Annotated in this window: 28 protein-coding genes and 1 riboswitch; of the genes, 14 read left to right on the plus strand and 14 right to left on the minus strand. The window is 37.8% G+C overall.

What is annotated here, in order from left to right:
* Positions 1-4 precede the first annotated feature (4 nt).
* The 8 genes from ubiE to AC4IFE_RS16215 all read left to right on the plus strand — a co-directional run bounded on the left by ubiE (position 5) and on the right by AC4IFE_RS16215 (position 6,164).
* The gene (gene ubiE, locus AC4IFE_RS16180; protein ID WP_048503544.1) at positions 5-736 is read left to right on the plus strand and encodes a bifunctional demethylmenaquinone methyltransferase/2-methoxy-6-polyprenyl-1,4-benzoquinol methylase UbiE; all 732 of its coding nucleotides are present in this window, start codon (positions 5-7) and stop codon (positions 734-736) included.
* 3 nt (positions 737-739) lie between these two features.
* Complete coding sequence (gene porT, locus AC4IFE_RS16185) at positions 740-1,522, plus strand: type IX secretion/gliding motility protein PorT/SprT (RefSeq protein ID WP_490758176.1); 783 nt, start codon at positions 740-742, stop codon at positions 1,520-1,522.
* A gap of 138 nt (positions 1,523-1,660) precedes the next feature.
* Positions 1,661-1,963 (plus strand): hypothetical protein, encoded by a 303-nt coding sequence (locus tag AC4IFE_RS16190; RefSeq protein WP_490758177.1) that lies wholly within the window; start codon positions 1,661-1,663, stop codon positions 1,961-1,963.
* Positions 1,963-2,250: a cell division protein ZapA gene (locus AC4IFE_RS16195; RefSeq protein WP_099766606.1), complete on the plus strand. Its 288-nt coding sequence runs from the start codon at positions 1,963-1,965 to the stop codon at positions 2,248-2,250. The genes AC4IFE_RS16190 and AC4IFE_RS16195 overlap by 1 nt, the downstream gene beginning before the upstream one ends.
* 229 nt (positions 2,251-2,479) lie before the next feature.
* A complete protein-coding gene (gene rny / locus AC4IFE_RS16200) occupies positions 2,480-4,051 on the plus strand; it encodes a ribonuclease Y (protein WP_490758178.1) in 1,572 nt (523 codons plus the stop codon).
* Between the two features lie 73 nt (positions 4,052-4,124).
* The gene (locus AC4IFE_RS16205; protein ID WP_490758179.1) at positions 4,125-5,366 is read left to right on the plus strand and encodes an MFS transporter; all 1,242 of its coding nucleotides are present in this window, start codon (positions 4,125-4,127) and stop codon (positions 5,364-5,366) included.
* Positions 5,367-5,510: 144 nt separating this feature from the next.
* A complete protein-coding gene (locus AC4IFE_RS16210; RefSeq protein ID WP_490758180.1) occupies positions 5,511-5,696 on the plus strand; it encodes a hypothetical protein in 186 nt (61 codons plus the stop codon).
* 297 nt (positions 5,697-5,993) lie between these two features.
* On the plus strand, positions 5,994-6,164 hold the full coding sequence (locus tag AC4IFE_RS16215) for a hypothetical protein (RefSeq protein ID WP_490758181.1): 171 nt from the start codon (positions 5,994-5,996) through the stop codon (positions 6,162-6,164).
* A 299-nt stretch (positions 6,165-6,463) separates the two neighbouring features.
* On the opposite strand, the gene AC4IFE_RS16220 is transcribed toward AC4IFE_RS16215, so the two are convergent.
* The 5 genes from AC4IFE_RS16220 to AC4IFE_RS16240 form a co-directional block, all read right to left on the minus strand.
* Positions 6,464-7,399 carry a YeiH family protein gene (locus tag AC4IFE_RS16220; RefSeq protein ID WP_490758182.1) on the minus strand — a complete coding sequence of 312 codons (936 nt, stop codon included), beginning with the start codon at positions 7,397-7,399 and terminating at the stop codon, positions 6,464-6,466.
* A 367-nt stretch (positions 7,400-7,766) separates the two neighbouring features.
* On the minus strand, positions 7,767-8,645 hold the full coding sequence (locus AC4IFE_RS16225; RefSeq protein WP_490758183.1) for a LysR substrate-binding domain-containing protein: 879 nt from the start codon (positions 8,643-8,645) through the stop codon (positions 7,767-7,769).
* Between the two features lie 209 nt (positions 8,646-8,854).
* Positions 8,855-10,159 (minus strand): voltage-gated chloride channel family protein, encoded by a 1,305-nt coding sequence (locus tag AC4IFE_RS16230; protein WP_490758184.1) that lies wholly within the window; start codon positions 10,157-10,159, stop codon positions 8,855-8,857.
* A 31-nt stretch (positions 10,160-10,190) separates the two neighbouring features.
* Positions 10,191-10,258: riboswitch (Fluoride riboswitch) on the minus strand.
* Between the two features lie 18 nt (positions 10,259-10,276).
* On the minus strand, positions 10,277-11,140 hold the full coding sequence (locus AC4IFE_RS16235; RefSeq protein WP_490758185.1) for a sugar phosphate isomerase/epimerase family protein: 864 nt from the start codon (positions 11,138-11,140) through the stop codon (positions 10,277-10,279).
* Between the two features lie 3 nt (positions 11,141-11,143).
* A complete protein-coding gene (locus AC4IFE_RS16240) occupies positions 11,144-11,611 on the minus strand; it encodes an acyl-CoA thioesterase (protein WP_490758186.1) in 468 nt (155 codons plus the stop codon).
* A 121-nt stretch (positions 11,612-11,732) separates the two neighbouring features.
* Between AC4IFE_RS16240 and AC4IFE_RS16245 the strand changes: the two genes are divergently transcribed.
* Positions 11,733-12,089 carry an arsenate reductase family protein gene (locus AC4IFE_RS16245; RefSeq protein WP_490758187.1) on the plus strand — a complete coding sequence of 119 codons (357 nt, stop codon included), beginning with the start codon at positions 11,733-11,735 and terminating at the stop codon, positions 12,087-12,089.
* Between the two features lie 114 nt (positions 12,090-12,203).
* The gene (locus tag AC4IFE_RS16250; protein ID WP_490758188.1) at positions 12,204-12,386 is read left to right on the plus strand and encodes a hypothetical protein; all 183 of its coding nucleotides are present in this window, start codon (positions 12,204-12,206) and stop codon (positions 12,384-12,386) included.
* 58 nt (positions 12,387-12,444) lie between these two features.
* On the opposite strand, the gene gcvT is transcribed toward AC4IFE_RS16250, so the two are convergent.
* Genes gcvT through idi form a run of 3 tightly spaced genes read right to left on the minus strand, consistent with a single transcriptional unit; the run spans position 12,445 to position 14,514 of the window.
* Complete coding sequence (gcvT, locus tag AC4IFE_RS16255; RefSeq protein ID WP_490758189.1) at positions 12,445-13,521, minus strand: glycine cleavage system aminomethyltransferase GcvT; 1,077 nt, start codon at positions 13,519-13,521, stop codon at positions 12,445-12,447.
* 9 nt (positions 13,522-13,530) lie between these two features.
* Entirely contained in the window at positions 13,531-14,001 is a 471-nt protein-coding gene (locus AC4IFE_RS16260; protein WP_490758190.1) for a hypothetical protein, read from the minus strand.
* A 3-nt stretch (positions 14,002-14,004) separates the two neighbouring features.
* Positions 14,005-14,514 (minus strand): isopentenyl-diphosphate Delta-isomerase, encoded by a 510-nt coding sequence (idi, locus tag AC4IFE_RS16265; protein ID WP_490758191.1) that lies wholly within the window; start codon positions 14,512-14,514, stop codon positions 14,005-14,007.
* A gap of 519 nt (positions 14,515-15,033) precedes the next feature.
* On the opposite strand from idi, the gene AC4IFE_RS16270 reads away from it, so the two are divergent.
* Positions 15,034-15,438, plus strand: coding sequence for an LNS2 domain-containing protein (locus AC4IFE_RS16270; RefSeq protein WP_426049877.1), 405 nt, complete (start codon positions 15,034-15,036; stop codon positions 15,436-15,438).
* A 97-nt stretch (positions 15,439-15,535) separates the two neighbouring features.
* Positions 15,536-16,495, plus strand: coding sequence for an NAD(P)-dependent oxidoreductase (locus tag AC4IFE_RS16275; protein ID WP_490758192.1), 960 nt, complete (start codon positions 15,536-15,538; stop codon positions 16,493-16,495).
* Positions 16,496-16,669: 174 nt separating this feature from the next.
* Here the strand turns inward: AC4IFE_RS16275 and mscL are convergent, their stop codons facing one another.
* Positions 16,670-17,110 (minus strand): large conductance mechanosensitive channel protein MscL, encoded by a 441-nt coding sequence (gene mscL, locus AC4IFE_RS16280; RefSeq protein ID WP_490758193.1) that lies wholly within the window; start codon positions 17,108-17,110, stop codon positions 16,670-16,672.
* Between the two features lie 220 nt (positions 17,111-17,330).
* On the opposite strand from mscL, the gene AC4IFE_RS16285 reads away from it, so the two are divergent.
* Entirely contained in the window at positions 17,331-18,848 is a 1,518-nt protein-coding gene (locus AC4IFE_RS16285) for an NAD(P)H-hydrate dehydratase (protein WP_490758194.1), read from the plus strand.
* Positions 18,849-18,970: 122 nt separating this feature from the next.
* Here the strand turns inward: AC4IFE_RS16285 and lgt are convergent, their stop codons facing one another.
* Positions 18,971-19,837 (minus strand): prolipoprotein diacylglyceryl transferase, encoded by an 867-nt coding sequence (gene lgt / locus AC4IFE_RS16290; protein ID WP_490758244.1) that lies wholly within the window; start codon positions 19,835-19,837, stop codon positions 18,971-18,973.
* 423 nt (positions 19,838-20,260) lie between these two features.
* Positions 20,261-20,512: a membrane protein insertion efficiency factor YidD gene (gene yidD / locus AC4IFE_RS16295; RefSeq protein WP_490758195.1), complete on the minus strand. Its 252-nt coding sequence runs from the start codon at positions 20,510-20,512 to the stop codon at positions 20,261-20,263.
* 101 nt (positions 20,513-20,613) lie between these two features.
* On the opposite strand from yidD, the gene AC4IFE_RS16300 reads away from it, so the two are divergent.
* Complete coding sequence (locus AC4IFE_RS16300; RefSeq protein WP_490758196.1) at positions 20,614-21,891, plus strand: replication-associated recombination protein A; 1,278 nt, start codon at positions 20,614-20,616, stop codon at positions 21,889-21,891.
* A 59-nt stretch (positions 21,892-21,950) separates the two neighbouring features.
* On the opposite strand, the gene AC4IFE_RS16305 is transcribed toward AC4IFE_RS16300, so the two are convergent.
* From AC4IFE_RS16305 to AC4IFE_RS16315, 3 genes are all read right to left on the minus strand, one after another.
* Positions 21,951-22,391 carry a hypothetical protein gene (locus AC4IFE_RS16305; protein ID WP_490758197.1) on the minus strand — a complete coding sequence of 147 codons (441 nt, stop codon included), beginning with the start codon at positions 22,389-22,391 and terminating at the stop codon, positions 21,951-21,953.
* Between the two features lie 173 nt (positions 22,392-22,564).
* A complete protein-coding gene (locus tag AC4IFE_RS16310) occupies positions 22,565-24,778 on the minus strand; it encodes a DUF2339 domain-containing protein (RefSeq protein ID WP_490758198.1) in 2,214 nt (737 codons plus the stop codon).
* Between the two features lie 102 nt (positions 24,779-24,880).
* Positions 24,881-25,603, minus strand: coding sequence for a hypothetical protein (locus AC4IFE_RS16315; protein WP_490758199.1), 723 nt, complete (start codon positions 25,601-25,603; stop codon positions 24,881-24,883).
* Between the last annotated feature and the right edge of the window lie 38 nt (positions 25,604-25,641).

Raw genomic sequence — 25,641 nt, forward strand, 5'->3', positions numbered from 1 at the left:
AGTTTTGACAAAAGATATTACCAAAGTTACTCCCTATAATTCCGAGGCTACCAAAAAAAGCCAGGTAGAGGATATGTTCGACAATATTGCACCGAAGTATGATCTTCTGAATCATGTTTTGTCTATGAAAATTGATGTTTTATGGAGAAATACACTGGTGAAAATGATGAAAAAAGACAACCCGCAGGAAGTGCTGGATGTGGCTACAGGAACGGGAGATTTAGCAATCACGATTGAAAAAGGAACCGGTGCGAAAGTAATTGGTTTGGATTTATCACAACAAATGCTGAATGTTGGCGTTATTAAAATAAAAAAACTTAAATTAGACGGCAAAATTTCCATGCAAAAGGGGGATGCAGAAAATTTACCTTTCGAGGACAATAGATTCGATGCTGTTTCCGTTGCATTTGGAGTGAGGAATTTTGAAAACCTTACCAAAGGTTTGGCAGAATTAAGAAGAGTAGTTAAAGATAACAAGAGTGTTTATATACTGGAGTTTTCAAAGGTTGAGGGGTTCTTAGGTCCATTTTATATGTTTTATTTCAAAAATATATTACCTGCCATCGGCAGACTGGTTTCCAAAGATAATAGGGCGTATACATACCTTCCGGATTCTGTAAACGCTTTTCCTTTCGGGGAAAAGATGAAGCAAATTCTTTTAGATACAGGATTTAAGAAAGTAGAATATAAAAAGCTAAGTTTAGGTATAGCCACAATTTATAAAGCAACAAAGTAACCTATGAATAAATTTCTATTAAGAGCACTGGTTTTAGCCTCAGTCAATATTGCAGTTTTTGCAGATGCACAATTCAGAACCCGAAACAGAATGGATAAGTTGGAAGACTTTGACGAGCAGAAATTCAGTTGGGGTTTTTATTTGAACGGCAACAGGCTGGACTACCGGATCGTCCTACATCCAAGATATGGTTCGGAAGGTAATCAGAATCTTGTTAAATCTAAAGAAAGCTACAGCTTCGGAGCCGGTTTGATCGCCAAATGGAGACTGAATGACTATCTGGATTTAAGATTGGAACCAGGCTTGCAATTTGCTCAAAGGCAGTTGATTTTCAATACCCAGTCCAATGACCAGTACGCTGCCGGAACATTGACGAATCCTCCTTTCACTCCAATTCCTTTAACTGAAAAAGACAGAGTAAGAGAGATTAAATCCACACTGGTAGACGTTCCTGTGCTATTGGAACTTCACGGCAACAGATGGTATAATTCAAGACCTTATATTGCAGCAGGGGTGAACTATGTGGTGAACCTTCAGTCCAATTCAGATTCTGAAGATGACAACATGCAGCAGGTTTTCAGATCTACAACGCATAACTTTGCATGGTCTGCAGAAATGGGTATCCAGTTTTATTTCAATAAATTTAAACTTACTCCGGCTATCAGAGGAACATTCTTCATGAATAACGAGAAAGTGGCAGATAATGCAACGACACCTCCGTACTGGGCAACAGCAATGTCTACGCTTCAGACAAGAGCTGTAATGTTTGTTCTGAAATTCGAATAGAAAATAATACAGTAAAATACAAAAGGAGGTGCTTGTGCATCTCCTTTTTTTTGTGTCTAATCAAAATATAGAGACTTTTATTTTTGTTACTGTCATTATTTTTTTACTTTTGCTATTAGTTAGAATAGAAAACCTGAAATGCTTCAAGATTTAGAAAATAATTTTTCAGAATTAGAGAAAAAGATTTTGCTTTTACAAAAGAACTATAAAAATCTTACTGAAAGACTATCTGAATTGACTGTTGAGCATGAAGAGCTGAAGACGAAATATGATGAGGAAAGAAGAAAAAATCAGGTATTAGCAGAAGAGCAAAAAAATATAAAATTGTATTCAGCAATATCAGGGAATCCTGAACACAACAGATTAATGAAAAACCATATCAACAGATTGGTAAAAGAAATTGATTTCTGTATTGCACAGCTTCAAAACAGTGGATTATAATGGATGTAAGAAGAATAACCATCAACATTGCAGGAAGGGTATATCCGCTGAACGTACCGGCCGCAGAGGAAGAAACTCTGCGTAAAGTAGGAAAGCAGATTGAAAATATGATTAAAGATTTTGAACAGAACTTCGATGTAAGAGACAAGCAAGATGCTTTGGCTATGTGTGCCCTGAAACTGGGAACCAATGCTGAAGTAGTTTCTCTTAACTACGAAAAAAATATAAATTCTACCAACGAAAGATTAGTGCAGATTAATCAGTCGTTGAATGAAATTGGGAAATAGATTTTTTCCCAGCAAACTGCCTACAATAATTCTAACACATTTAAGGTAAACTCAACGCTAAACAATTACCGAGCAAATGTCCGCTGAATGGCGTGCCGGGTCTCCCGGATTACAGACAGAGGAAATCAGTTCAAATCGTGTTGATTAGGAGTTTACTCTCAATCCCTGAATTGTTGTAGGTTTTTTTTTATTTAGATATGTGTAAGACAATTAAAACTCAATATATATTATGACAACAGCCACCATTATAGTAGGCGTTATTTGCTTAGTTGTAGGAGCAGTGATAGGGATCCTTTTCTCTAAGAGCTCACTGAATACCAAAGCAAAATTTATTGTAGATGATGCAAAGAAAAATGCCGAAAACCTTATAGAAAAAGCAAACGTTCAAGCTGAATCCATAAAGAAAGAAAAGAATCTACAGGCCAAAGAAAAATTTTTGGAACTGAAATCCCAGCACGATGCGGACATCCAGTCCCGTGAGAAAAAAATGCAGGAGATTGAAAAAAGAATTAAAGACAAGGAGCACAAGCTGAATGATGAGCTTAGCAAGACCGGAAAACTTGAAAAGGACCTGGACAAGCAGATTGCAGATTACGCTAAGAAAAACGAGATCTTAGAAAGAAAACAGCAGGAACTGGATGTGGCTACCACTAAGAAAGTGGAGATCCTGGAAAAAATTGCCAATTATACCGCAGAAGAGGCTAAAGCAGAATTGGTAGAAACCATGAAAGCAGAAGCTAAAACAAGAGCTCAGGCGCACGTTCAGGGCATTATGGAAGAAGCACAGCTGAATGCTAAGAACGAAGCAAGAAAGATCATTATCCAGACCATCCAGAGAATCGGAACCGAGCAGGCAATCGAAAATTCAGTATCGGTTTTCAATATTGAATCAGATGAGGTAAAAGGAAGAATCATTGGTAGAGAAGGTAGAAATATCCGCGCTTTAGAAGCTGTGACAGGGGTTGAAATTATTGTTGATGATACTCCGGAAGCTATCCTTCTTTCATGCTTTGACCCGGTGAGAAGAGAAATTGCAAGACTGTCCCTTCACAGATTGGTAACAGATGGAAGAATTCACCCGGCAAGAATCGAGGAAGTAGTAGAAAAGACAAGAAAGCAGATCGAAGAAGAAATTATTGAAGTAGGAAAAAGAACGATCATTGATCTTGGAATCCACGGATTGCACCCTGAACTGATCAAAATCGTAGGTAGAATGAAGTACCGTTCTTCTTACGGACAAAACCTGTTACAGCACTCAAGAGAAGTGGCAAACATTGCTGCAACAATGGCTGCGGAATTAGGATTAAACGTAAAATTAGCCAAAAGAGCAGGTCTTTTACATGATATCGGTAAAGTGCCTGAGCAGGAGTCTGAACTTCCTCACGCTTTATTAGGTATGCAGTGGGCTGAAAAATATGGTGAAAATGCAGAAGTTGTTAACGCAATCGGAGCTCACCACGACGAAATTGAAATGAAATCACTGTTATCACCGATCATCCAGGTTGCCGATGCTATCTCAGGAGCAAGACCGGGAGCAAGAAGACAGGTTCTTGAATCTTACATCCAGAGACTCAAAGATCTTGAATCTGCTGCACTAAGCTTCGATGGAGTTTCCAGTGCATATGCGATCCAGGCTGGTAGAGAACTGAGAGTAATGGTAGAAAGCGGAAAAGTAAGTGATGAAACAGCCAACCAGCTGTCTTACGACATTTCTGAAAAAATTCAGAATGAACTGACCTATCCGGGACAGGTAAAAGTAACGGTAATCAGAGAAACAAGAGCCGTGAATATTGCAAGATAATAACACGATCAAGATATTTAATAAAAACCTTTCAAGAGATTGAAAGGTTTTTTATTTTTATCAAAACTTAAAAATGCAAGAACTGTCTCTGTCTTCAAAGCTGAAGTACATCTTTTCAATTCCCGTAATCATTTCAGCCCTGGGCTATTTTGTAGATATCTACGACCTGCTTTTATTTGGTATTGTAAGAATTCCGAGTTTAAAAGCTTTAGGCCTCAACCCTGATGCTGACGGGACCTTTATACTGAACTGCCAGATGGTAGGCCTTCTTATCGGCGGGGTTTTCTGGGGCATTTTTGGTGATAAAAAAGGAAGGCTGTCCGTACTTTTCGGGTCCATCTTAGTATATTCCCTTGCCAATATTGCCTGTGGTTTTTTACCCTATTTTCCCAAAGAGCATCTGGTGTATCAATATGCGGGTTTAAGGTTTATTGCGGGAATAGGACTGGCCGGGGAGCTTGGAGCAGGAATTACCCTGGTTTCTGAAAGTCTGCCGAAGAGTTTGCGGGCCATCGGAACCTCAGTAGTAGCCGGCTTCGGATTGATGGGAGCAGTTGTAGCCCAGCTTACTGTAGAGCTGGCCGGAGGATGGAATATTTCATACATTATCGGAGGAATTATGGGAATCATGCTGTTGATTTTAAGGGTAAGCGTATCAGAGTCAGGTATTTATAAAAATATAGAACATAAAAGTGTTTCCAAAGGAAATTTTCTTTCTTTTTTCACCAACAAAGAACGTCTGACAAGATATCTCAAATGTATTGCAGTCGGATTGCCTACTTGGTATTGTATAGGCATCCTGGCTGTATTAGCCAATCAGTTTGCTCCTGAATTAGGAATAAAAGACCTGAACCCCGGAAAAGCTATTATGTGGGCTTATGTAGGTATTTCCGTCGGCGACCTTATGAGCGGTTTTATTTCCCACGCATTGAAATCCCGGAAAATGGCTATTTTTTATATGCTGCTGTTCACAATAATCGGCGTGGCGGTTATGTTGTTTGGAAATACCAATACAGAAACAAAATATTATATGTTCTGTGTCTGGCTGGGGCTGGGTACGGGATATTGGGCTATGTTTGTGACCCTTGCTGCAGAGCAGTTCGGGACCAATATCAGAAATACCGCAACCACTACTGTTCCCAATATGGTAAGGGGGCTGGTGCCTGTGATGATCCTGGCATTTGATCTTTTAAAAAATAATTTCACTGTCATTATAAGTGCGGCAATTGTAGGAATTGTTGTGTTTGGGTTGGCTTTTTATTCCTCGCTCACCATTTCGGAAACGCATGATAAAGACCTGGAATTTACCGAATAATAAAGCTGCCTGACAGGGATTGATGCTTTTTAAGTGCAAGAAAATGAATAAATTAACATTTTATTATGCTTCAAATAATCATTAATTGTTTACTTTTGAAAGTAAAGGAAATTAATTCTATTGTTTAATTAAAATCAAAACATCATGTCACAGGAAATTTTTAAAAAAGCAAAAAAGTTAAGAAAAGATGACCTTAAAAACATTATAGGCGGCGTTAGTGGAGTAATCACTCCGGATCTCTCACAATGTGGCTGTAGCTGTACAGGCGCAGTGACAGGTCCGTCTTATTGTGTAAAGTATAAAAAGTGTCTGCAGGTAATCACCTGTTAATAAAAAACATTTCAGTAAAACCTTTCGAGCAATTGAAAGGTTTTATTTATTTACACTTCCAAAACAAAGTTCTGTTGTCTTCCTCGTGAACGGTTTTATAATGGGTTAGAGAACCTAATAATAAAATTGTTTAAATAAATAGCAACCCGTATTATTCCGATTATAACGTAATAAAAGTAATGAAATCAGTGTATTATTAAAATTTTAATTAAATTATGTTGCGAATAATTAATATTTGTTTAACTTTGGAAGGTAACTAAACTATATTGTTTAATCCCAATCAAATCATTCAACATTATGAAAAATGCTAAGAAATTAAGAAAAGCAGATCTAAAGAACATTATTGGAGGAATCAGCGGAAACCCTGATTTATCACTTTGCGGATGCAGCTGCTCAGGTTCTGTAACTGGACCTTGGTACTGTGTACAGTACATAGGATGCCCGCAGGTTTATAACTGTCTTGATTAAGCCGGTTTAAAACTTATTTCAGTAAGAAATAAACATTTCCACATTTAATAAGCAAAAGCCTTTTGGATCTTCCAAAAGGTTTTTGTTATTTTAAAAAATAGGTGAATATGATTCAGAAACAATTAGCTTTAGTGAAAGTTCTGCCCTGAACTATTATGCATTGTTTCAAAACGGAAAAGCGACAAAAGTTTTTATCAGTTAAGATATTTAAAGTTTTTCACGCTTGATACTCATAAACATCTGTGAAAATATGAGCAATCCGTGGTTAAAAATAATAATCCAAAAGAGAATTAAAAAAATCAGCTGATAATATAAAGCAAGCTCCCCACACTTATAACAATCCATAAAATAACAGCTGCAGCCAACGGCTTCATTCCTATTGTTTTTAAAGTACGGATCGAAAGGGTAGACCCAATAAAAAATAAAGTAAGATTCAGTCCGGATTTTGCCACAGCAGTTACAGAACCACTGAAAAGATCAAAGACCGGAAAATAGGTATTCAATAATATAGCAAGGATGAACCAGCCTATAAACCACGGTATTTTTATTTTTGATGCTTTGTTTTTAAAAATAAACATTGTAACCACTGATACCGGGATAATCCATAAAGCACGCGCCAGCTTTACGGTTGTCGCGATTTTTAAAGCCTCATTGCCATACTTTCCGGCTGCACCTACCACAGAACTGGTGTCATGAATTCCCACCGCACACCAGAGCCCGAACTGTTCCTGCGAAAGCTGCAGCATATGCCCGATTGCAGGATAAATAAATAAGGCCACGGAATTCAATGTAAAAATAATCGCAAGTCCCAAAGAAATTTCTTTTGTGCTGGGTTTTATAATAGGAGAGACAGCTGCAATGGCACTTCCACCGCAAATTGCTGTTCCTGCAGAGATCAGGTAGGAAAGTTTTTTCTCAAGTTTGAATACTTTTCCTAAAACATATCCCAGAATCATCACCGTCAGAATGCTCACAATCGTTAATAAGAACCCTGTTTTTCCTGCCTGGAGTGCTTCATCCAGCTTGAGTCCAAAACCCAATCCTACAATAGAGATCTGAAGAAGGAGATGAATGTATTGGTGCAGATGCTTCTCAAAGGGATTTCCTATGAAAACAGCAATGCCAAAGCCTAAAGCCAGTGCTATGGGTGAAGATATTATTGGTGTAAGGCATATAACAGCAAGCAGAATAAAAATAGTTTTTCGTATTTTTTCATTTTGGAAGAAGTCTTTCATAAAATAAGTTTTGAAATCAGACTTCAAAATTCCGAAATATAGTATTACAAAGTAAATTGTATTTTATTATGATGGATAACTTTTAGTTATGAGTTATAGATGAAAGAGTTTGAGAGTAATAGGGTTTAGAGTAGGTGAATTAGTTTCGAAATGTAGGTTTCGGGGTGGGAGAGTTTGAGAGTACATGCGCTGAGAAGAGTACAGTCAGTCAGTTACTGGCTGCTAGTTTATAGTCATTAAGACAACGAGTTATCTTCTGACATCTAGTATCTAGCATCTTGGTTCTTGGTTCTTGATTCTTGATTCTTAATTCTGAATTCACCATTCACTTGCAAAGCAAAATTCACAATTGACATTAAACAAACCTCTAACTCTTCACAAACCTCAGAAAAAGCTTAATCATTTCAGACTGATCACCTTTCGGAAGAATGAAATGAAAATTTCTCTCAATGCTGAAGTTTTTAATATCAACAATAGTCAGGCTATTATTTTTTAATTCATTCAAAATGGTGCTGATAGAGAGGAATGCCATACAGTCTGAATGTAAAAGGTAATTCTTGATGCTCTCACTGCTTCCCAGCTGCATGACGGTATTCAGCTCTTCGATATTGATTCCTTTTTCCTTTAAACGGTTCCGGATAAATTCCTGAGTGCCGGAGCCCTGTTCCCGGAAGATCAGATTCAGATCATAAAGGTCTTTTAAACTTAAAGTTTTATGAGCCAATGGATGGTCTGTCTTTGCCGTAAGGACAATTTCATCGGCTTTGAAAATTTTATAATCAAAAAAGGATGACTGGGATTCCCCTTCGATAATTCCAAGATCGATCTTTCCTTCCTTTAGAAGTTCGGAAATAATTTCAGTATTATGAGCGATCAGTTCAATTTTAATATCCTTGTAATAAGAGTTGAATTTGGCCAGTATTTCAGGCAAAACATACTGTGCGACGCTGGTGCTGGCTCCAATGATCAGTTTTCCCTTATGCTGCTCATTGATCTGGCTGATTTCGAATTCCAGATCACGGTAAATATTCCGGATCTTCTCAGCATATTCATATAAAATTTTTCCACTTTGGGTAAGCTGTACCGAAGTTCCTTTCCTGTCAAACAGTTTGGTACCCAGCTGACTTTCAATTTCTTTGATATGCTTAGTCACTGCCGGCTGTGAAATATGAAGTTCCTCAGAAGCTTTGGTGAAACTCAGTCTTGATGCAGCGGTGTGAAAAACTTTCAATCTGTAGTCAAACATTTTTATTGTGAACTTATAGAACAAACTTAGTGAAATTATGTGGAGTTCCGGTTACGAGTTTCGAGTTTGGAGTTTCTGATTTTTCGTTACGGGATAGAGTTTTAGAGTTGGGTAAAAAAAATAAAAAATATTGTATATATCTCTTATATTGAAATCTATACCCTGCATTGTACATCATTGCCCAACTCGTAACCCGAATCACAACCCAGTTACAAATCAGAAATAGATCTGTCCCGCTCATTTTCATGCCTCCTGTTCTTCGCTTCCCCGATCTTTTGTTTCCTATAAATACTGTGATGTCCGGAAAACAGATAGGAAACCACGCAGGCAATAGCAATATAAACACCGCTTTCTGCCCCGAATAACTCAATTCCCATCAGCATACAGGCCAGTGGAGTATTGGTGGCTCCGGCAAATACAGCTACAAATCCCATGCCTGCCAGCAGACCAAATGGCAACGGAATAAATAGGGATAAAGCACTGCCCAATGTTGCTCCAATAAAAAATAAAGGAGTTACCTCGCCACCCTTAAATCCCGCCGAAAGGGTAACAACGGTAAAGATCATTTTTAAAGCAAAATCATATAATGGAAGCTGTTCCCCAAAAGCTTCTTGAATCACAGGGATACCCAATCCGATATATCTTGTGGTACCCATCGCAAAAACAGCCAGAGCAACAATAATTCCCCCAACTACAGGACGGAATGGCGGAAACGTGATCTTGGATTTAAAAACTGAACCCGTCCAATGGATGATTCTGCTAAAGCCTGCAGAGCAGATTCCGAAAGCAATGCCCGCAATAATACTGTACAGAACAGGTAGAAATTCCAGCTTCGGAATAAGATCTATAGAGTAATGGGTATGCTTCACATTCCAGAGACTGGTGACAAGATCTGCAAGAATTGCTGAGGCAAAAGCCGGAAAAATAGCGTTATAGCGTATCCTTCCGATCAGGAAAACTTCAAGTCCGAAAACTGCACCAGCCAAAGGAGTCCCGAAAACAGAACCGAAACCTGCTGCAATTGCAGCAATGAGAAGGATTTTTCGTTCACTCTTGTCAAGTTTAAAAGGTTTACTGAGCTGGTCTGCCATAGCTCCAGCCATCTGTAGGGCGGTTCCCTCCCGGCCGGCAGAGCCTCCGAAAATATGAGTAACAATAGTGCCCAGATATATAAAAGGAGCCATTTTGAAAGGAATAATCCCTTTCGGATCGTGAATCGTATCAATCAGTAAATTATTGCCTGCTTCTACATCTTTCCCACAGTAATAATAGAGTAGGCCGATGAGAAAACCGGCAACTGGAAGGAGGGCAATCAGCCAGATATGACTTTCCCTGAAGTTTGTTGCCCATTCAAGGGACACTAAAAACCCTGCAGAAGCTGTTCCAACCAATGCTCCAATAATCATACTGATGCAAAGCCATTTTGAAATATACGGCAGGGCAGGATACTTTCTGAAAAATAAAAGGGTGTGAAAAATTGTTTTTTTAAGCAGCGATCGTTGTTTTTTTGACATAATAATCCTGATCAGTTATTGGTTAATAATCTCTTAATCAGGCGTCATCAGCTTCTGTAAAGCGGTTGGGTAAGGAAGAGCACCATTTCCTTTTGTTATGCAAATATAAATATTATTTCAAAAAAAATTATTTTCAAGAATATGCTTTTTGCTTATCCGGATGCTTTCGAAAATATCTTTGTCACTGGAGTCCTGTTCAAGGAACCAATATTGCAGGCCTGCTTTTTCTTTTGCACTGAAAATCTTTTTAAAATCAATAAGACCGTTTCCTATTTCTGTAAAATCTTTTGTGCCGGCTTTCATGTCTTTCACATGCCATAGAGGGAAACGGCCGGGATATTTTTCAAAATAAACTAACGGATCAAGTCCGGCCTTTGAAATCCAATATAAATCCAGCTCCATTTTAACACTGTCTGAAGAGGTGTTTTCCAGAATAAAATCATAAACACTTTTATCACCTTCCAGTTTTTCAAATTCGAAATCATGGTTATGATAAGCAAACTGAATTCCTGCTTTTTGACTTACTTCACCAGATTTTTCAAATAACTCAGGAAGCTTTTTATAGTTTTCAATAGTTCTTTCTTCAGGAAAAAGATAAGAGCATACCATATATTCAGCACCGATAAAATGCAGGTCTTCCACAGCTTTTTCCCAGCCGTACAATAAAGTTCCCCCATCTTTATGAATAATTCCTGTAGTATGGTGCGAACTGATGACTTTTAAGCCGGTTTGTTTAAGAACAGTCTGAAATTCAGTTCTGCTTTTTCCAAAGAATGTACCATTGTATCCGTAAAGCTCCAGTTCTGTAAAGCCTAAGGCAGCAAGTTTTTCCAATGCTTTTTCAAGATTATCCGAAACAGCGTCCCGGATGGTATAAAGCTGAATGGCTAACGGCTTTTTACGGCTCAGTCTGGAAACTCCACAGGAATATAAGCCCAGAAGCCCTAATGATGAAAGTGTAATGAAATCTTTTCTTTGCATAGGTTATAAAAATGGCTTCATTTCATCCTCAATCTGTGTTCTCAGGTTCATCAGGCGTATTGCATATTTTTCCTGCTGTTTTTCTTCTTCCGTTTCTGGAACCCATGCCGGGACAGGGAGCTTTTTACCGTTTTCATCTACTGCCACAAAAACAATAATACAGTGGGTCTTTTTATCAAAAGTAGGCTGTTTTAAATTCCTTGAAAACACATTGATTGAAATATGCATGCTCGATTTTCCGGTATAAATAACCTGCGCATCCACTTTGACCACTTCCCCGATCTTGATAGGGTCATAGAAACGGATTCCGCCCACATAAACCGTTACGGAGTAATTTCCGCTCCATGTAGTGGCACAGGCATACCCTGCCTGATCAATCCATTTCATAACGCTTCCTCCATGTACATTTCCTCCATAATTCACGTCCGAAGGTTCTGAAATAAACTGAAAAGTAATAGGCTTGTTCTGCATCTTTATAAAATTTGAATAAAGTTATTTAATAATTTCCAGAATTTTAGATTAAATCCTACTTTTGAAAGGTAAAACTTCAGTGAAGAAGGAAATTTAACCCATAACAGATTTAAAAGTAACAATGAAGAAAGTATTTTATCTCAATACATGTGATACATGCAGAAAGATCCTGGCACAGTTTGACCTTAAAGACTGGGAACTCCGTGAAATCAAAAAAGAGCCGGTTACCAAGGAAGAACTGGCTGCTATGTACAAGAAAACAAAATCCTACGAAGCCTTATTCAGTAAAAAATCCACACAGATCAAATTAAGGGGACTGGATGCAAAGTCTCTTGAAGAAAAAGACTTCAAAGAGCTGCTCCTTGATCATTATACATTTTTGAAGCGTCCTGTTTTTCTTACCGACAATGAAATTTTTGTAGGGAATGAAAAGAAAAATGTTGAAGCTTTAAGAGAATTCTTTGGAGTTGAGGAATAATTTTGAGCGGAGTCGAAGCATTTTATTTTAAATTCTTTTATCCATATTTTGTGATTTATTTTTAATAGATTCATTATTAAATACTTATCTTTAATGGCATCAAAAAATAATATCATGAAAAACTTTTTAAAATCAAACAATCTTACCAGATCAGCATTAAAAAAAATTAACGGAGGAATTAGGCCTGTTGCCAACTGTTATACGTTGTGTGGACCGGCAGGAGGTGTTATCTCCAATACACCGGGAGTAGGTGATGCCTGTACTCCGGACAGACTACTCTGCTGTATCTGCTATTAAGTACAAAAAAAGAGGCTGTAACTCAGTTACAGCCTCTTTTTATATGTTTTTTGAATGATTATACGAAAGGAGCTTTCACTACTTTTGCAGGAATATTCTTATTTCTTACCTGGATAAAGATTTCAGAACCCAGTTTGAAATGAGGTTTGTCTACATAAGCAAGACCCAAACCGATCTTTTTCATCGGTGACTGTGTCCCTGACGTTACTTTTCCGATTACATTTCCTTCTGCATCCACTACAGGGTAATCATGTCTTGGAACGCCTTTATCCTGAAGCTCAAAACCAACTAATTTTCTGGTTACGCCTTCTTCTTTTTGCTTGGCAAAAGTATCCTTGGAAACGAAATCTTTATCAAACTTGGTGATCCAGCCTAGACCTGCTTCAATAGGAGAAGTCGTGTCATCAATATCATTTCCGTAAAGGCAGAAGCCTTTTTCCAGTCTTAAAGTATCTCTTGCTGCAAGTCCGGCAGGAATAATTCCTTCTGCTTCACCGGCATTAATGATCGCATCCCAAAGCTGTTCAGCGTTTTCATTATTGAAATAGATCTCGAAACCGCCGCTTCCGGTGTATCCTGTATTCGAAATGATCACATTACTTACTCCGGCAACGCTTCCTACTGTAAAGCTGTAGTAAGGAATTTCAGAAAGATTGGTTTCTGTAAGCTTCTGTAAAATCTCCGTAGCTTTAGGACCCTGAACAGCTAATAATGACATGTCATCAGATGCATTCGTCATTTTAGCCCCGAACGTGTTATATTTTGAAATATGATCCCAGTCCTTCTCGATATTTGACGCGTTTACCACCACAAAATATTTGTCGTCTTCCATTTTGTAAACAATAAGATCGTCCACGATTCCTCCGTTTTCGTTAGGAAGGCAGGAATATTGAGCTTTTCCGTTTTCCAGAGCATCTACATTGTTGGTTGTAACAAACTGTAAAAGATCTTTAGATCCCGGTCCCTCAATAAAAAACTGTCCCATGTGCGAAACGTCAAACAATCCTGCTTTTTCTCTTACGGCAAAATGTTCTTCCGTTACACCAGAATACTGTACAGGCATTTCAAAACCTGCAAAAGGTACGATTTTAGCGCCCAAAGAAGCGTGTTTATCGTATAAGGCTGTTTTCTTCATATTTAATTTTTATTTCTTTATTTTAAAGCTGTTGAAAGTTTCGTTAAAAAGGTTCATATAATTTCCGTTCCAGAACTTCTGGCCACAATTGATGGAAACCAGGTACAGATTCTTATCCTTCTGGAAAGCCCTGGTGATCCAGAAAAGCTTATCTTTTTCATCAAAATACTCGTAAGAATATTCTGTGTATCCTTTTCTGCCTTTGCTTTCCTTTATTTTGCTCTCCGGGTCTTCAGATTTGTAAAGAGCGAGGATGAATTTTTTCATTTCTGCTTTCGGAAGATTCAGATCGTGGTATTCTGAAATGGTAATGGCTCCGATCTCATTGTCAGGGAAAATATTGACAATATCGTTGTCATTGATAGATTTCCAGCCTTCAGGAACATTAACCGTGTAGCCGGGACTGTCATACACTTTTGCTTTTTGGGCAAAAAACAAACCTGCCGATAAAAAGGCGGATACGAGTATTATTTTTTTCATCAGTTAAAAATGGTGTTTATATTCTTCAAGGATGATTTTGAACCACTCTGTGAAATTTTCAGGAGCTTCCGTCATTTCTTTATCAAGGTTTTCCATGGAAACGAATCTTACTTCTTCCACTTCATCCTGATTTAAATTAAAATCAGCTTCATAATTTCCTGCAAAAACGTGGTCTAGCTCATGTTCCCAAAGACCGCCTCCTACATCTGCTTTATAGATAAAATTGAATTTTTCAGAAAGCTCTGTTTCAATTCCGAGTTCTTCTTTTAATCTGCGTCTGGCCGCTTCAAGATAAGTTTCATTTTCTCTTGGATGGGAGCATACCGCATTGGTCCACTGATTGGGAGAATGGTATTTTCCCGGTGCCCTTTTTTGAAGGAGCATTTCGCCTTTGCTGTTGAACAAAAACACAGAAAATGCACGGTGCAGAAGACCGTTGATGTGAGCCTGCTGCTTTTCCATAAGGCCCAGAACTTCATCTTCGGGATTTACTAAAACTACAAATTCTTCCATTTCTACAAATGTAAGCCTAATAAATGTATTTTGAAAATTTTTGGAGAAACATCATATTTTTGCAGATTAAAAGGGAATAGAGATTATTATAGATTATAGATTATAGATTATAGATTATAGATTATAGATTATAGATTATAGATTATAGATTCCAGTAAAACTCCCGCTGAACATTCCTCTCCTCCGGAGGGGTGGATTTCAAAATGAAATTTTGAAAGACGGGGTGGTTAACAAAAAGAAGCATTCTTACTCAACGCTCCGGATCAGCCTGAAAGACAAGTTTAAATGATGAATCATCAACCATTAATTAAAACCTTACCAGCGAAGTTCAAAATATGATGAGCATTATTGGAAAACAACACTAAATAAGAAAATTTTTAATCATAATCGGCAAAATACCTAATAAATCATTTATATTATTTATTAAATATGACTTTTTATAGTATTATTTTAACTTGAACTCAATTTAATACTGTCTTTACTGATAAAAGCCGTAACTTTGCATTTCAAATTTTAATGATGGAGTTAGAATATATAGAGCACTTAAGTCCTATTCTTAAGGATGGAGTAAAAAATTACTTAATAGACATCGACGGTACCATTACAGATGATGTTCCGAATGAAGAGCCAGAAAGAATGGTTACCTGCGAACCTTATCCTGATGCACTTGAAACCATCAACAAATGGTATGACGAAGGACATCAGATCTGTTTCTTCACCTCAAGAACAGAAAATCTGAAACAGATTACCATCGACTGGCTGGATAAGAATGGCTTCAAGTATCACAGTGTACTATGCGGAAAACCAAGAGGAGGAAACTATCACTGGATAGATAACCATCTGGTAAGAGCTACAAGATACAAAGGCAGATTCACAGACCTTGTAGAAAAGCAGGTTACCATTGAAGTTTTCAAAGAAGATTAAGAAAACATATACGGAGATTTAAAAATTGAACGATAAAGTGTACACACTGAAATTCTTTAATTTTTAAATCTCTTCACTTTTAATATCAATTGTATTTATGAAAGTTTTAGCAAACGACGGTCTGGATCAATCTGGAATTGATGCTCTGGCTGAGAAAGGTTTTGAAGTGATCACTGCAAAAGTCCCGCAGGAGTTTTTGGTGGATTACATTAATGAGCATAAAATCCGTGCCCTGCTGGTAAGGAGTGCCACACAGGTAAGAAAGGATATTATTGACGGGTGTCCGTCTATCGAGATTATCGGAAGAGGGGGCGTAGGAATGGATAATATTGATGTGGATTATGCAAGAGAAAAAGGAATTCATGTAATCAATACTCCTTCAGCTTCTTCAGAATCAGTTGCTGAGCTTGTTTTTGCCCATTTGTTTTCAGGAGCGAGATTCCTTCAGGATTCAAACCGAAAAATGCCTTTGGTAGGAGATACAGAATTTGCGAGTCTTAAAAAAGCATATACTGCAGGTATCGAATTAAGAGGAAAGACCATCGGGATCATTGGAATGGGAAGAATAGGGCAGGAGGTTGCCAGAATTGCCCTTGGATTAGGAATGAGAGTGATTGCAGCAGATAATAATGTAGGGAAAGCAAGCATCAAAGTGAAATTCTACAACAACCAGTTCATTAATGTAGATATAGAAACTGAACCGCTTCAGGATGTCCTGAAACATTCAGACTTCATTACCCTGCATGTACCGGCTCAGAAAGACGGATGCATGATTGGTAAAAATGAGTTTGATATCATGAAAGACGGTGTTGCCATTGTAAACTGCTCAAGAGGTGGTGTTATTGACGAATTAGCTTTAATTGCTGCATTAGATTCAGGAAAAGTGAAATTTGCAGGACTTGATGTTTTCATCAATGAGCCTACACCCTCTAAAGAAATACTGAACCATTCAAAGATTTCCCTGACTCCACATACCGGTGCATCTACTTTGGAAGCTCAGGACAGGATCGGGCTTTCACTGGCGGAACAGATCTCAAGCATTTTACAGATTCAGTAATATCTGAACCGGATAAAAATAAAATAAGACCATCTCTTCATTGAGATGGTCTTTTTATAAATTAGCGAAGGTTTCTAAGTCTTGAATTTTGGGTTCATTTTGCTTCAAGGCACAAGAACAACTCAAAAAATAATATAAAAAAAAAGACTGTCTCAAAAGGCAGTCTTTCTGTTTTTATATATTGTTTTTACTTTTTAAAAGGTCTCTGATTTCGGTCAGTAACTGTTGATCAGCAGTAGGTGCGGCAGGAGCTTCAGCTTCAGTCTTTTTCATTTTGTTAATCATTCTTATCATCATGAAAACAACCAGGGCAAGGAGTAAGAAATTAATACCTACTGTCAGGAAATTTCCATAGGCAAAAATACTCGCTCCGTCTACTTTTTTTGCATTCTCTAATACCATACCTGGCTTTACACCATGATTAGGATCAGAAAGCACAAGGTATAAGCTGCTGAAATCCGGTTTACCTATTACTGCTCCAACCAAAGGCATAATAAGGTCATCCACAACACTTGTTACAATTTTTCCGAATGCTCCTCCAATGATTACCCCAACGGCCAGATCAAAAGCATTGCCCTTGATGGCAAACTCTTTAAATTCTTTAACAAATCCCATAATTTATATTTTTTTAATTAGTATACACACAAAAATAGAATTAAAAAATGTAAAAAACAGTACTTTTTAGAGTTTTTTGCGCCATAATCATTGAATTACAGGCTAAATTAGTGACCTTTTTTAGTAAATCCGTTCTTCTGATTAATATTTTATTTTTGTAATAATACTCTACATTGTAAAAGAAAACTTTTGTAATTTGGTTAAAATTTTGCACCATCTTATGAAAATTTTTACTGCAGAACAAATACGCCAATGGGACCGGTTTACGATTTCGAATGAACCAGTTTCGTCCATACAGCTTATGGAAAGAGCTTCCGAGACATTAGCCGGCTGGATCTCTGAAAACTGTAAAAATCACAAAAAAATGGCCATATTCTGTGGCAATGGCAATAATGGTGGCGACGGATTGGCGCTGGCAAGAATACTTTATATGAAAGGCTTTGATGCAGATGTTTTTGTACAAAATCCTAAAGGGAAATTTTCTGATGATGCTTCAGTAAATTTAAAAAGGCTGCGGGATTTTTCCGGGATCTCCGTCAGAGAATTCAGGGAAGCTGCTCAGTATAATTTTGATGACAGAACTGTTATTATTGATGCCCTGTGGGGTACAGGGTTATCGCGGCCACTGGAAGGTGCTGGCAAGCAGGTAGTCGAGATGTTAAATGAAAAAAACTGTATTAAGATTTCCGTTGATATTCCTTCCGGGCTGCCCTCTGATGCTATATTTGAAAAAGATCAGGTTTTATTTAAAGCTGATTATACGCTAAGCTTCCAATGTTGGAAAAAAAGCTTTCTTCATCCAGAAACGGGTAAGTATACCGGGAAAGTAATCATTCTTGATATAGGATTGCATCCGGAATATTTAGAATCAGAAGCTGTTGAAGATTTTGTTATTGATGAAAAACTGATCAACAGAATTTTTAAACCCAGAGAAGATTTCTCTCATAAAGGAACTTACGGAAAAGTAACCATTGTGGGAGGAAGTTATGGAAAAATGGGTGCCGCGGTTCTGGCTACCAGATCTGCCCTGAAGACCGGAACAGGGCTTACCTTTACTCTTGCGCCAAAATCCGGCTATGAGATTCTGCAGATCTCATGTCCTGAAGCCATGTTTATAGAAAGCGGAAATGAGCAGATAGAAGATTTCAAACCGGAAAGTAATACCGTTTATGGAATCGGGCCTGGCCTGGGCACCCATGAAAAGACTGCAAAAGGCTTGCTGGAATTTTTAAAAGGGTACAATGCCCCTTTGGTTTTGGATGCTGATGCGCTGAATATTATTTCAAAAGATCAAAAAAATCTGAAACTGATTCCTCATCGGTCTCTCATAACGCCACATCCGAAAGAATTTGAAAGGTTATTCGGAAGCACACAAAACTCTTTTGAGCGACTGAAGCTTGCCTGTGAAAAAGCAAAAGAATTCAATATTTATATTGTATTGAAAGACCATCATACCCAGGTTGTTACCCCGGAAGGGAACGTTTTCTACAATATTAACGGGAATGCAGGACTTGCCAAAGGTGGGAGCGGGGATATTCTTACCGGTATTTTGACTTCACTGCTTGCTCAGGGATATTCTGAAGAAGATACATGCATCTTAGGAGTCTGGCTTCATGGAAGAGCCGCTGACTTGGCTGCCGAGAAATACTCTAAAGAATCTATGCTGCCTACTGATGTGATCAATACATTTGGAAATGTTTTCGAAGAACTGAATAAGACAAACGGGATCAGATTATAATAAACAGTTTTATTGTTGATTTACAAAAAAGCTTCAGGATTGTATAAATTCAGGTATTTAAGCTAAAAATAAAAAAGGGCAAATTCGCTTATCTGCAAATTTGCCCTTTTTCTTTTTTATTGTTACTCCGGTTTCTCGTTTTCTGCCTGAGTGATTTTGAATTTTTTTGAAATAATCATGATAACAACTCCCGCAATCATAAATGGAATGGAAAGTACCTGTCCTGTATTCAGCCCTCCAATTTGAATGAATTCGTCTCCCTGAGGCTCCTTCAGGAACTCTACAAAGAATCTTACAGCCCAAAGGATAATGAAGAACAGTCCGAATAGCCATCCCTGCTGATATTTTTTGTTTGTCTTTCTGTATAATATCCATAATAATACAAACAGAAGGAAATATCCTACAGCTTCAAGAAGCTGGCCCGGATAGCGGGGAACTGTTGGCCCATATTCACTGCTCTGCTGCGGGAAAAGAATAGCAAGAGGAGAATTGGGATCAACTGCTTTTCCTACGATCTCCGAATTGAAAAAATTCCCTATTCTTACAAATGCACCTCCCAGGGCAACCACAATTCCAATTCTGTCATATACCCAGAACGGATTTTTCTTAATGATCTTAAATGAATAATATAAGGTAGTGAAGATCAAAGCTATCGTTGCTCCATGACTTGCCAGTCCTGAGAATCCGGTAAACTTCAACCCGTTTTTAGTGCTTATCGGTAAAAATACGCTCCAGAAATCTTCTTTGAAGAGTTCCGGCTGATAGAAGATGACATGTCCTAATCTGGCTCCCAAAATAGTTCCGATCAGTGTCCATGTGAAAAGCGGCTCCAGGTATTTCTGGTTAACATTATCGATTTTGAAGATTCTTAACATTAAAATATACCCAAAACCGAAGGCAAAAACGAACATTAAGCTATAGAAATGAAGGGTAACCGGTCCCAGCTGGATTCCCTTTGAAGGGTCCCATATTTTGAAAGGGGTTTCCAGAGCTACACTGTCCGTTCCGTTAATTGGTTTTGCTGTTTTTACAGCATATTTGAAATTGGTGATATTGTCCTGTGTTGCAGCACCGTCGATAAGTTTAAAATTTTTATCGAAAAGCTGGTAGTGCAGACTCTTATACTTCTCTAAAGTAGTAGCGCTGTAATTAAAGTAAGCAGGTTCAAAATTGGATTCGTTCAGAATGACCAGGATATTGCTGTCTGCAGTTTTTTCCGGAAAAGCATTAAGGTCACCTATTTCGGTAGTGGAATAGATTTTTACCGGGACACTGCCTCCGTTTACTTTCAGAGTTCCGTCAGATAATCCTCCCGGATATTGCTGTGCAAACGCAGATTGTGTAATGAATGCAAATACGATGAGGTAAATTCTGAAAAATAGATTACTCATTTCTATTAATTTAATAGTTTGTTATTGATTTAATTTTTTTGGAGGAACAGGATCGTAACCGCTGCCTCCCCACGGATGGCATTTTGAAATTCTTTTAGTTCCCAGCCAAAGCCCCTTGAAAATGCCATGTACCTGAAGGGCTTCTACCATATAATGAGAACAGGTAGGTTCATAACGGCAATTTTTGGGAAGTAAAGGCGAAATAAACCACTGGTAAAATTTTATCAAAATTACCAAAGGAAAACTGATGATTTTATTGAATGTAAGTTTCAAAACAATGCAAAAATAGGGTAAAAAAATTAAAATTAGTTTAATTTTGTTAGAAGTTTCAAGGTTCAAAAACATGAACCTGTTCATCCTAAAAAATAATTATCTTGAGCCAAAATATTCCATTAGCCGAAAAGTTAAGACCCAAAACTCTGGACGAAGTTCTGGGGCAGGAGCATCTTACCGGTGAAAAAGGCACGATCAGGAAAATGATCGAAAATAATGCACTGAATTCCCTGATTCTCTGGGGTCCCCCGGGTACCGGGAAAACAACCCTGGCTGAAATTATTTCTGAAAAATCAGGCAGGAAATTCTATAAGCTTTCCGCAGTTTCTTCGGGAGTAAAAGACGTAAGGGATGTGATTGAGGATGCTAAAAAACAAAACCTGTTTTCCGGAAAATCTCCTATTTTATTTATAGATGAGATCCACAGGTTCAACAAATCCCAGCAGGATTCCTTATTGCATGCTGTTGAGAAAGGATGGATCGTACTGATTGGAGCCACTACAGAAAATCCAAGTTTTGAAGTGGTATCTGCACTTTTGTCAAGAAGCCAGGTTTATATTCTGAAGGCGTTAAGCTATGAAAAGCTTGAAGATCTTGTTGACACCGCCTCACAGAGATACAATAAAGACGAGGGAACCGACTTTAAAATTGCCGAAAAAGAAGCTTTCATACAGTATTCAGGGGGTGACGCCAGAAAACTGATCAATTCTGTTGAGCTTGTTCTCAACCAGTACAAAAATTCAGATACAAAAGAGATCAGCAATGCAGATGTTCTTGTGGTTCTGCAGGAAACCATGGCGCTCTATGATAAAAATGGTGAGCAGCATTATGACATTATCTCTGCTTTTATAAAATCTATGCGGGGAGGTGACCCGAACGGTGCTGTCTATTGGCTGGCAAGGATGATCGCAGGAGGCGAGGATATCAAATTTATTGCGCGGAGAATGCTTATTCTTGCAGCTGAAGATATCGGATTGGCAAATCCGAATGCTTTGGTAATCGCCAACAACTGCTTTCAGGCCATTAATGTTATAGGCAATCCGGAATCAAGGATCATTTTAAGTGAAACGGCGGTTTATTTAGCTGTTTCTCCTAAAAGCAATTCGACCTATATGGCCATAAATGAGGCATTAGCTCTTGTAAAACAGACCGGAAACCTTCCGGTGCCTTTACATCTGAGAAATGCACCAACCAAACTGATGAAAGATCTTGATTATGGTAAAGAATATAAGTATGCCCATTCATACGAGGGGAATTTTGTAGAACAGGATTTTCTGCCTGAGGAAATTAAAAATGTAAAGCTTTATCAGCCGGGCAACAATGCTACAGAAAAAAAGATCTACGAAGAACTTAAGAAAAAATGGAATAACAGATATTAAAAGCAAAGGATACTTTCAAAGTATCCTTTATTTATTATATAATTTGTTCTACGTGTCGTTTATTTTAAAGCACTTGTGCTTAGAAATACGGTTTTTTTTCCATTGTAATCCTTAACTTCTGCATTGCCTATGATGTCACCGTAGATTTTTGTATTGCTGTCGGAAAACTCATAGCCTTCAATAAAAACCGGAGTGTTTTCAGGCAGTCCGTACTGTGAGTTCAGCTGAGCCAAAGATATTACATCCAAGCCTTCATAGCCGTTTTTGATTTTAAATTCCGTCAAACCTTTTTCTGCCATGAAGCTGTATTTTTTTAAACCCTGCGGAAGCCCTGAAGGACTTTTGTAGACATTAGAGCTCTGAACAATGGCTTTTCTTGCATTGAACATACCCACTGTTCCCACTACGTCATTGGCAACTGCAAACTTTACAGAAGGATTTTTCTGGGCAGATAATGCTGCAGATGATAATATTAAAAAAGAATAGAGTATTTTTTTCATAACCAGAATATGTATAGCTGTTAAAAACTGGATAAATATAATTAATTTTTACAAAATGTGAATGAATTTTTGTGATATTTTAAATATTGTTTAGAAATAAAAACTTTTGTTAAGGATTTTTGATTTTAAAACAGGTATTTCTATAGTTTCGACTTAATAAATAATAACAGCTTCTATTCCTCCTCCTTTTCTTCCTTCTTTGCATCCACCATGTTTCTGATAATGTTTTTCAGTCTCTGGAAGGTGAAAGAGCTCAATAATAAAATTACGCCCAGTAGGATAAAAGCAGTAATTCTTGAGATATTATCCATCTGCCACACATCATAGCTATAGAGCTTCAGTACCATAATTCCTATAAGTACAAAGCCAATTCTGCTGTATTCAGGAATATTCTTTTTTAAGCTGATGTAAATAAAAATACTCGCAAGAACAGTCCAGATGATTGGAAGATAAAGAATGTTAAAATGTTCTTTGGTTTTATAGATCAGCGAAATGTCATCTGCGGAGCTTAGAATGTAAGTGTGATAGAATCCACAGCTCACAGCAATAACAAGTGTTACTGAAATGATCCAGTAAGAGAGCTTTGTCTTATAAAAACCAGTACGGGAAGCAACACCCCACAATATATAGGCAAAGGGAATCCAGTGAAGAAGATGGATCATATAAAAACCGAATGTAAGCTTTTTCTGTAAAACCGCTGTAACGACTGCTGAGGCGGCAAATGACGCATTTAAAGCAATAAGAATAAAAAGCAGATAGATAAGTCCGGTCTGGATAATGCTTTCGATATCAAGCTTTTTCCTGAATATTAAAAGTATAAAAATGTAATAAATACTGAACAGCAGACCAATGCTTACAACAGCTGGCCAGGGCATGTCCGAAATATGATAGCTGATCTCCAGCAGCAACGCAACATAGATAATGCTGTAACCAACAACCGCAAAAACATTTTCAAAAAAATGATCCTTCTGTTTCTGTGTTTCGTTGATCCTTTTCAGTAAAAATAAGTTCACAATCGTAGTGGTAACAGTCACCAGGCTCGTTAAAAAGACGGGATTGAACACAACGGCCATACGGTCTTTATTCAGATACTCCGACCAGGTCATGATCTGTGCAATAATGACAAGAGGGAAAAGTACATAAAAGCATGTTTTGAAAATGCTGTGCCCGCTTTTTTTCCATATATAAAGAAGAAGTGTTGCTTCTACAGCCCAGACACTGGTAATAAGATGGCTTTTGAACTGCAGGGCGACAGCTATGGTGATAAGGCTGATCGTAAGCGCCGCAAAAATAGAATAGCTGAAACCAAAGCTCTTTTTTCCATATTCTCTTAAAAGCAGTAGGGCATTAACACAGGCAAAAAGAAGCGGGAAAATAATTACAGGTTCGTAATTTAAAGTGTGGAATATATAAATAAGACCGATAATACTGGAAAAATTAATTAACACCAACATTAAAGTGTCCCATGGTGAAAGTATATTTTTTTTAATATGATCCTGAAGCGCGAAAATATAGAAAATAACATAATTGATGATATAAAAAACTATACTGAGCAGCTCAGGCTGTTTTACAGTCCAGAAGAAAAGATAGATACTGGTGAAAACATAAGAAGTCCATCCCACGCTTTTCCAGTGTTTTAAAAATGCAGTGGTGAGCATGCCGATATTCAGAAGGGTCAGGTAAGTGAATAAGAAAAGATAATTACTTGCTCCTGTACTGATCATCAGAGGAGCTGAAAAACCTCCCAGCATTGCAAAAATAATCAATACCTCACTTTTGTAGTAATAGGCGAGGATAATAGAAATAATGGTAACAATAGTCGTAATGAGAAAAGCCGTATTTTGGGTAAAGAGGTGATATTCACGGAAAGCAATGGTAGTGGTAAAATAGAGAACGGCAATTCCGCCTCCTGTGATGATGGATGCGAAAACAGCATAATTTTTTCTCAGAAAATGCCCTGCCAGCATAATTCCGGCTCCGACTGCCAGACCTATTCCTGCTCTTGCCGTTTCTCCGATCCAGTTTTTATCTATGGCATATTTTACAAAGTAGCCAATTCCAAGAACAAGCGTGAAAATACCAATAATGGTCAAAATATTTTGCTTTAAGAACTCAAAAACAGGTTCCAGCCAGTCCCTTTGAGGCTCTTGGTGAACTTTACCAGAAATGTTTTCTTCAGGCGCTGTGATCTCCTGTACCTGATGTGATACGGGACTTTCTTCATTGGCCATCGCTTGTTGGAGGGTATCTGTATTTTGTTGAGTATGATTGATTTTTACCTGTAGATCAGAAACCTCCTTCTCAAGCTTCCTGATCTTACGATTAAGATTGTTGAAGATCAGAAAGACGACCACAATGATTAATATGACTTCAAGAAACCCGCTCATTCTTTAGTTTTTATCAAATATAAATAAATGTAACAGGATAAAAAATTAATCCATCACAGAATATGTGATGGATTAACTGTGCAGAGTGATTAAATGTATCTGTTAATTAGATACTTTGTAAATATGGAAAGATCCAATACTTGTTCCTAATAATCCTGCTTCAAGGGCTGAAGATCCTGTAAGTCCAAATGAAATTTTATCTCCGGCCTGGAATGTATACAGTGAGTTGATAGTACTTTCAGAAATAGTTAAGCTTAAAACAAGCGGAATTGTTAAACCACTGAATACACGGCTGTCAATAAGAGTACCGACTCCACCTCTGTTTCTGAAAATTCCGATCCCCGGAGTATTGGTAAGTATGGCAGCCTGAAGGCCTGCGCCGTAACGGAAGGAAAATCCTACCTCGTAAACCCCGTTAGACGGTATTGTATACGTGTTGTCCGTATCAGAGAATAGTGCTGCAGATCCTACTGTTCTCTCAGAAGCCAGAAAATTGACCGCTCGGAATCCGGTTGGGAAGAGGCCTAAACTAACCAGAGTGATTCCAGTAGTTTTCTTCGCAGCATAAACAGAAGTGTTAACACCGGCTGCGGCTGTGGCAAGATCGATAATTACCTGAGGGTCTACTTTGGCAACTTGAAATGTTCCGTCATTGACTACCATAATGGTATATCCAGGCAAAGCGGGTATCATTTGAGTATCCCTTACTTTTAAAGTTCCATTCACATCCAATGTAGCGGTTGGATTAGCTGTATTGATGCCCACCTGTGAAAAAGCGGGAAGTGCGAATAAAGCTAAGAGCAGATTGTAAATTTTAGTTTTCATTAGTGTAAGCTTTTCAATTAGTTTTTAGAATTATTGAA

The organism is Chryseobacterium sp. UF-81 (assembly GCF_058245105.1).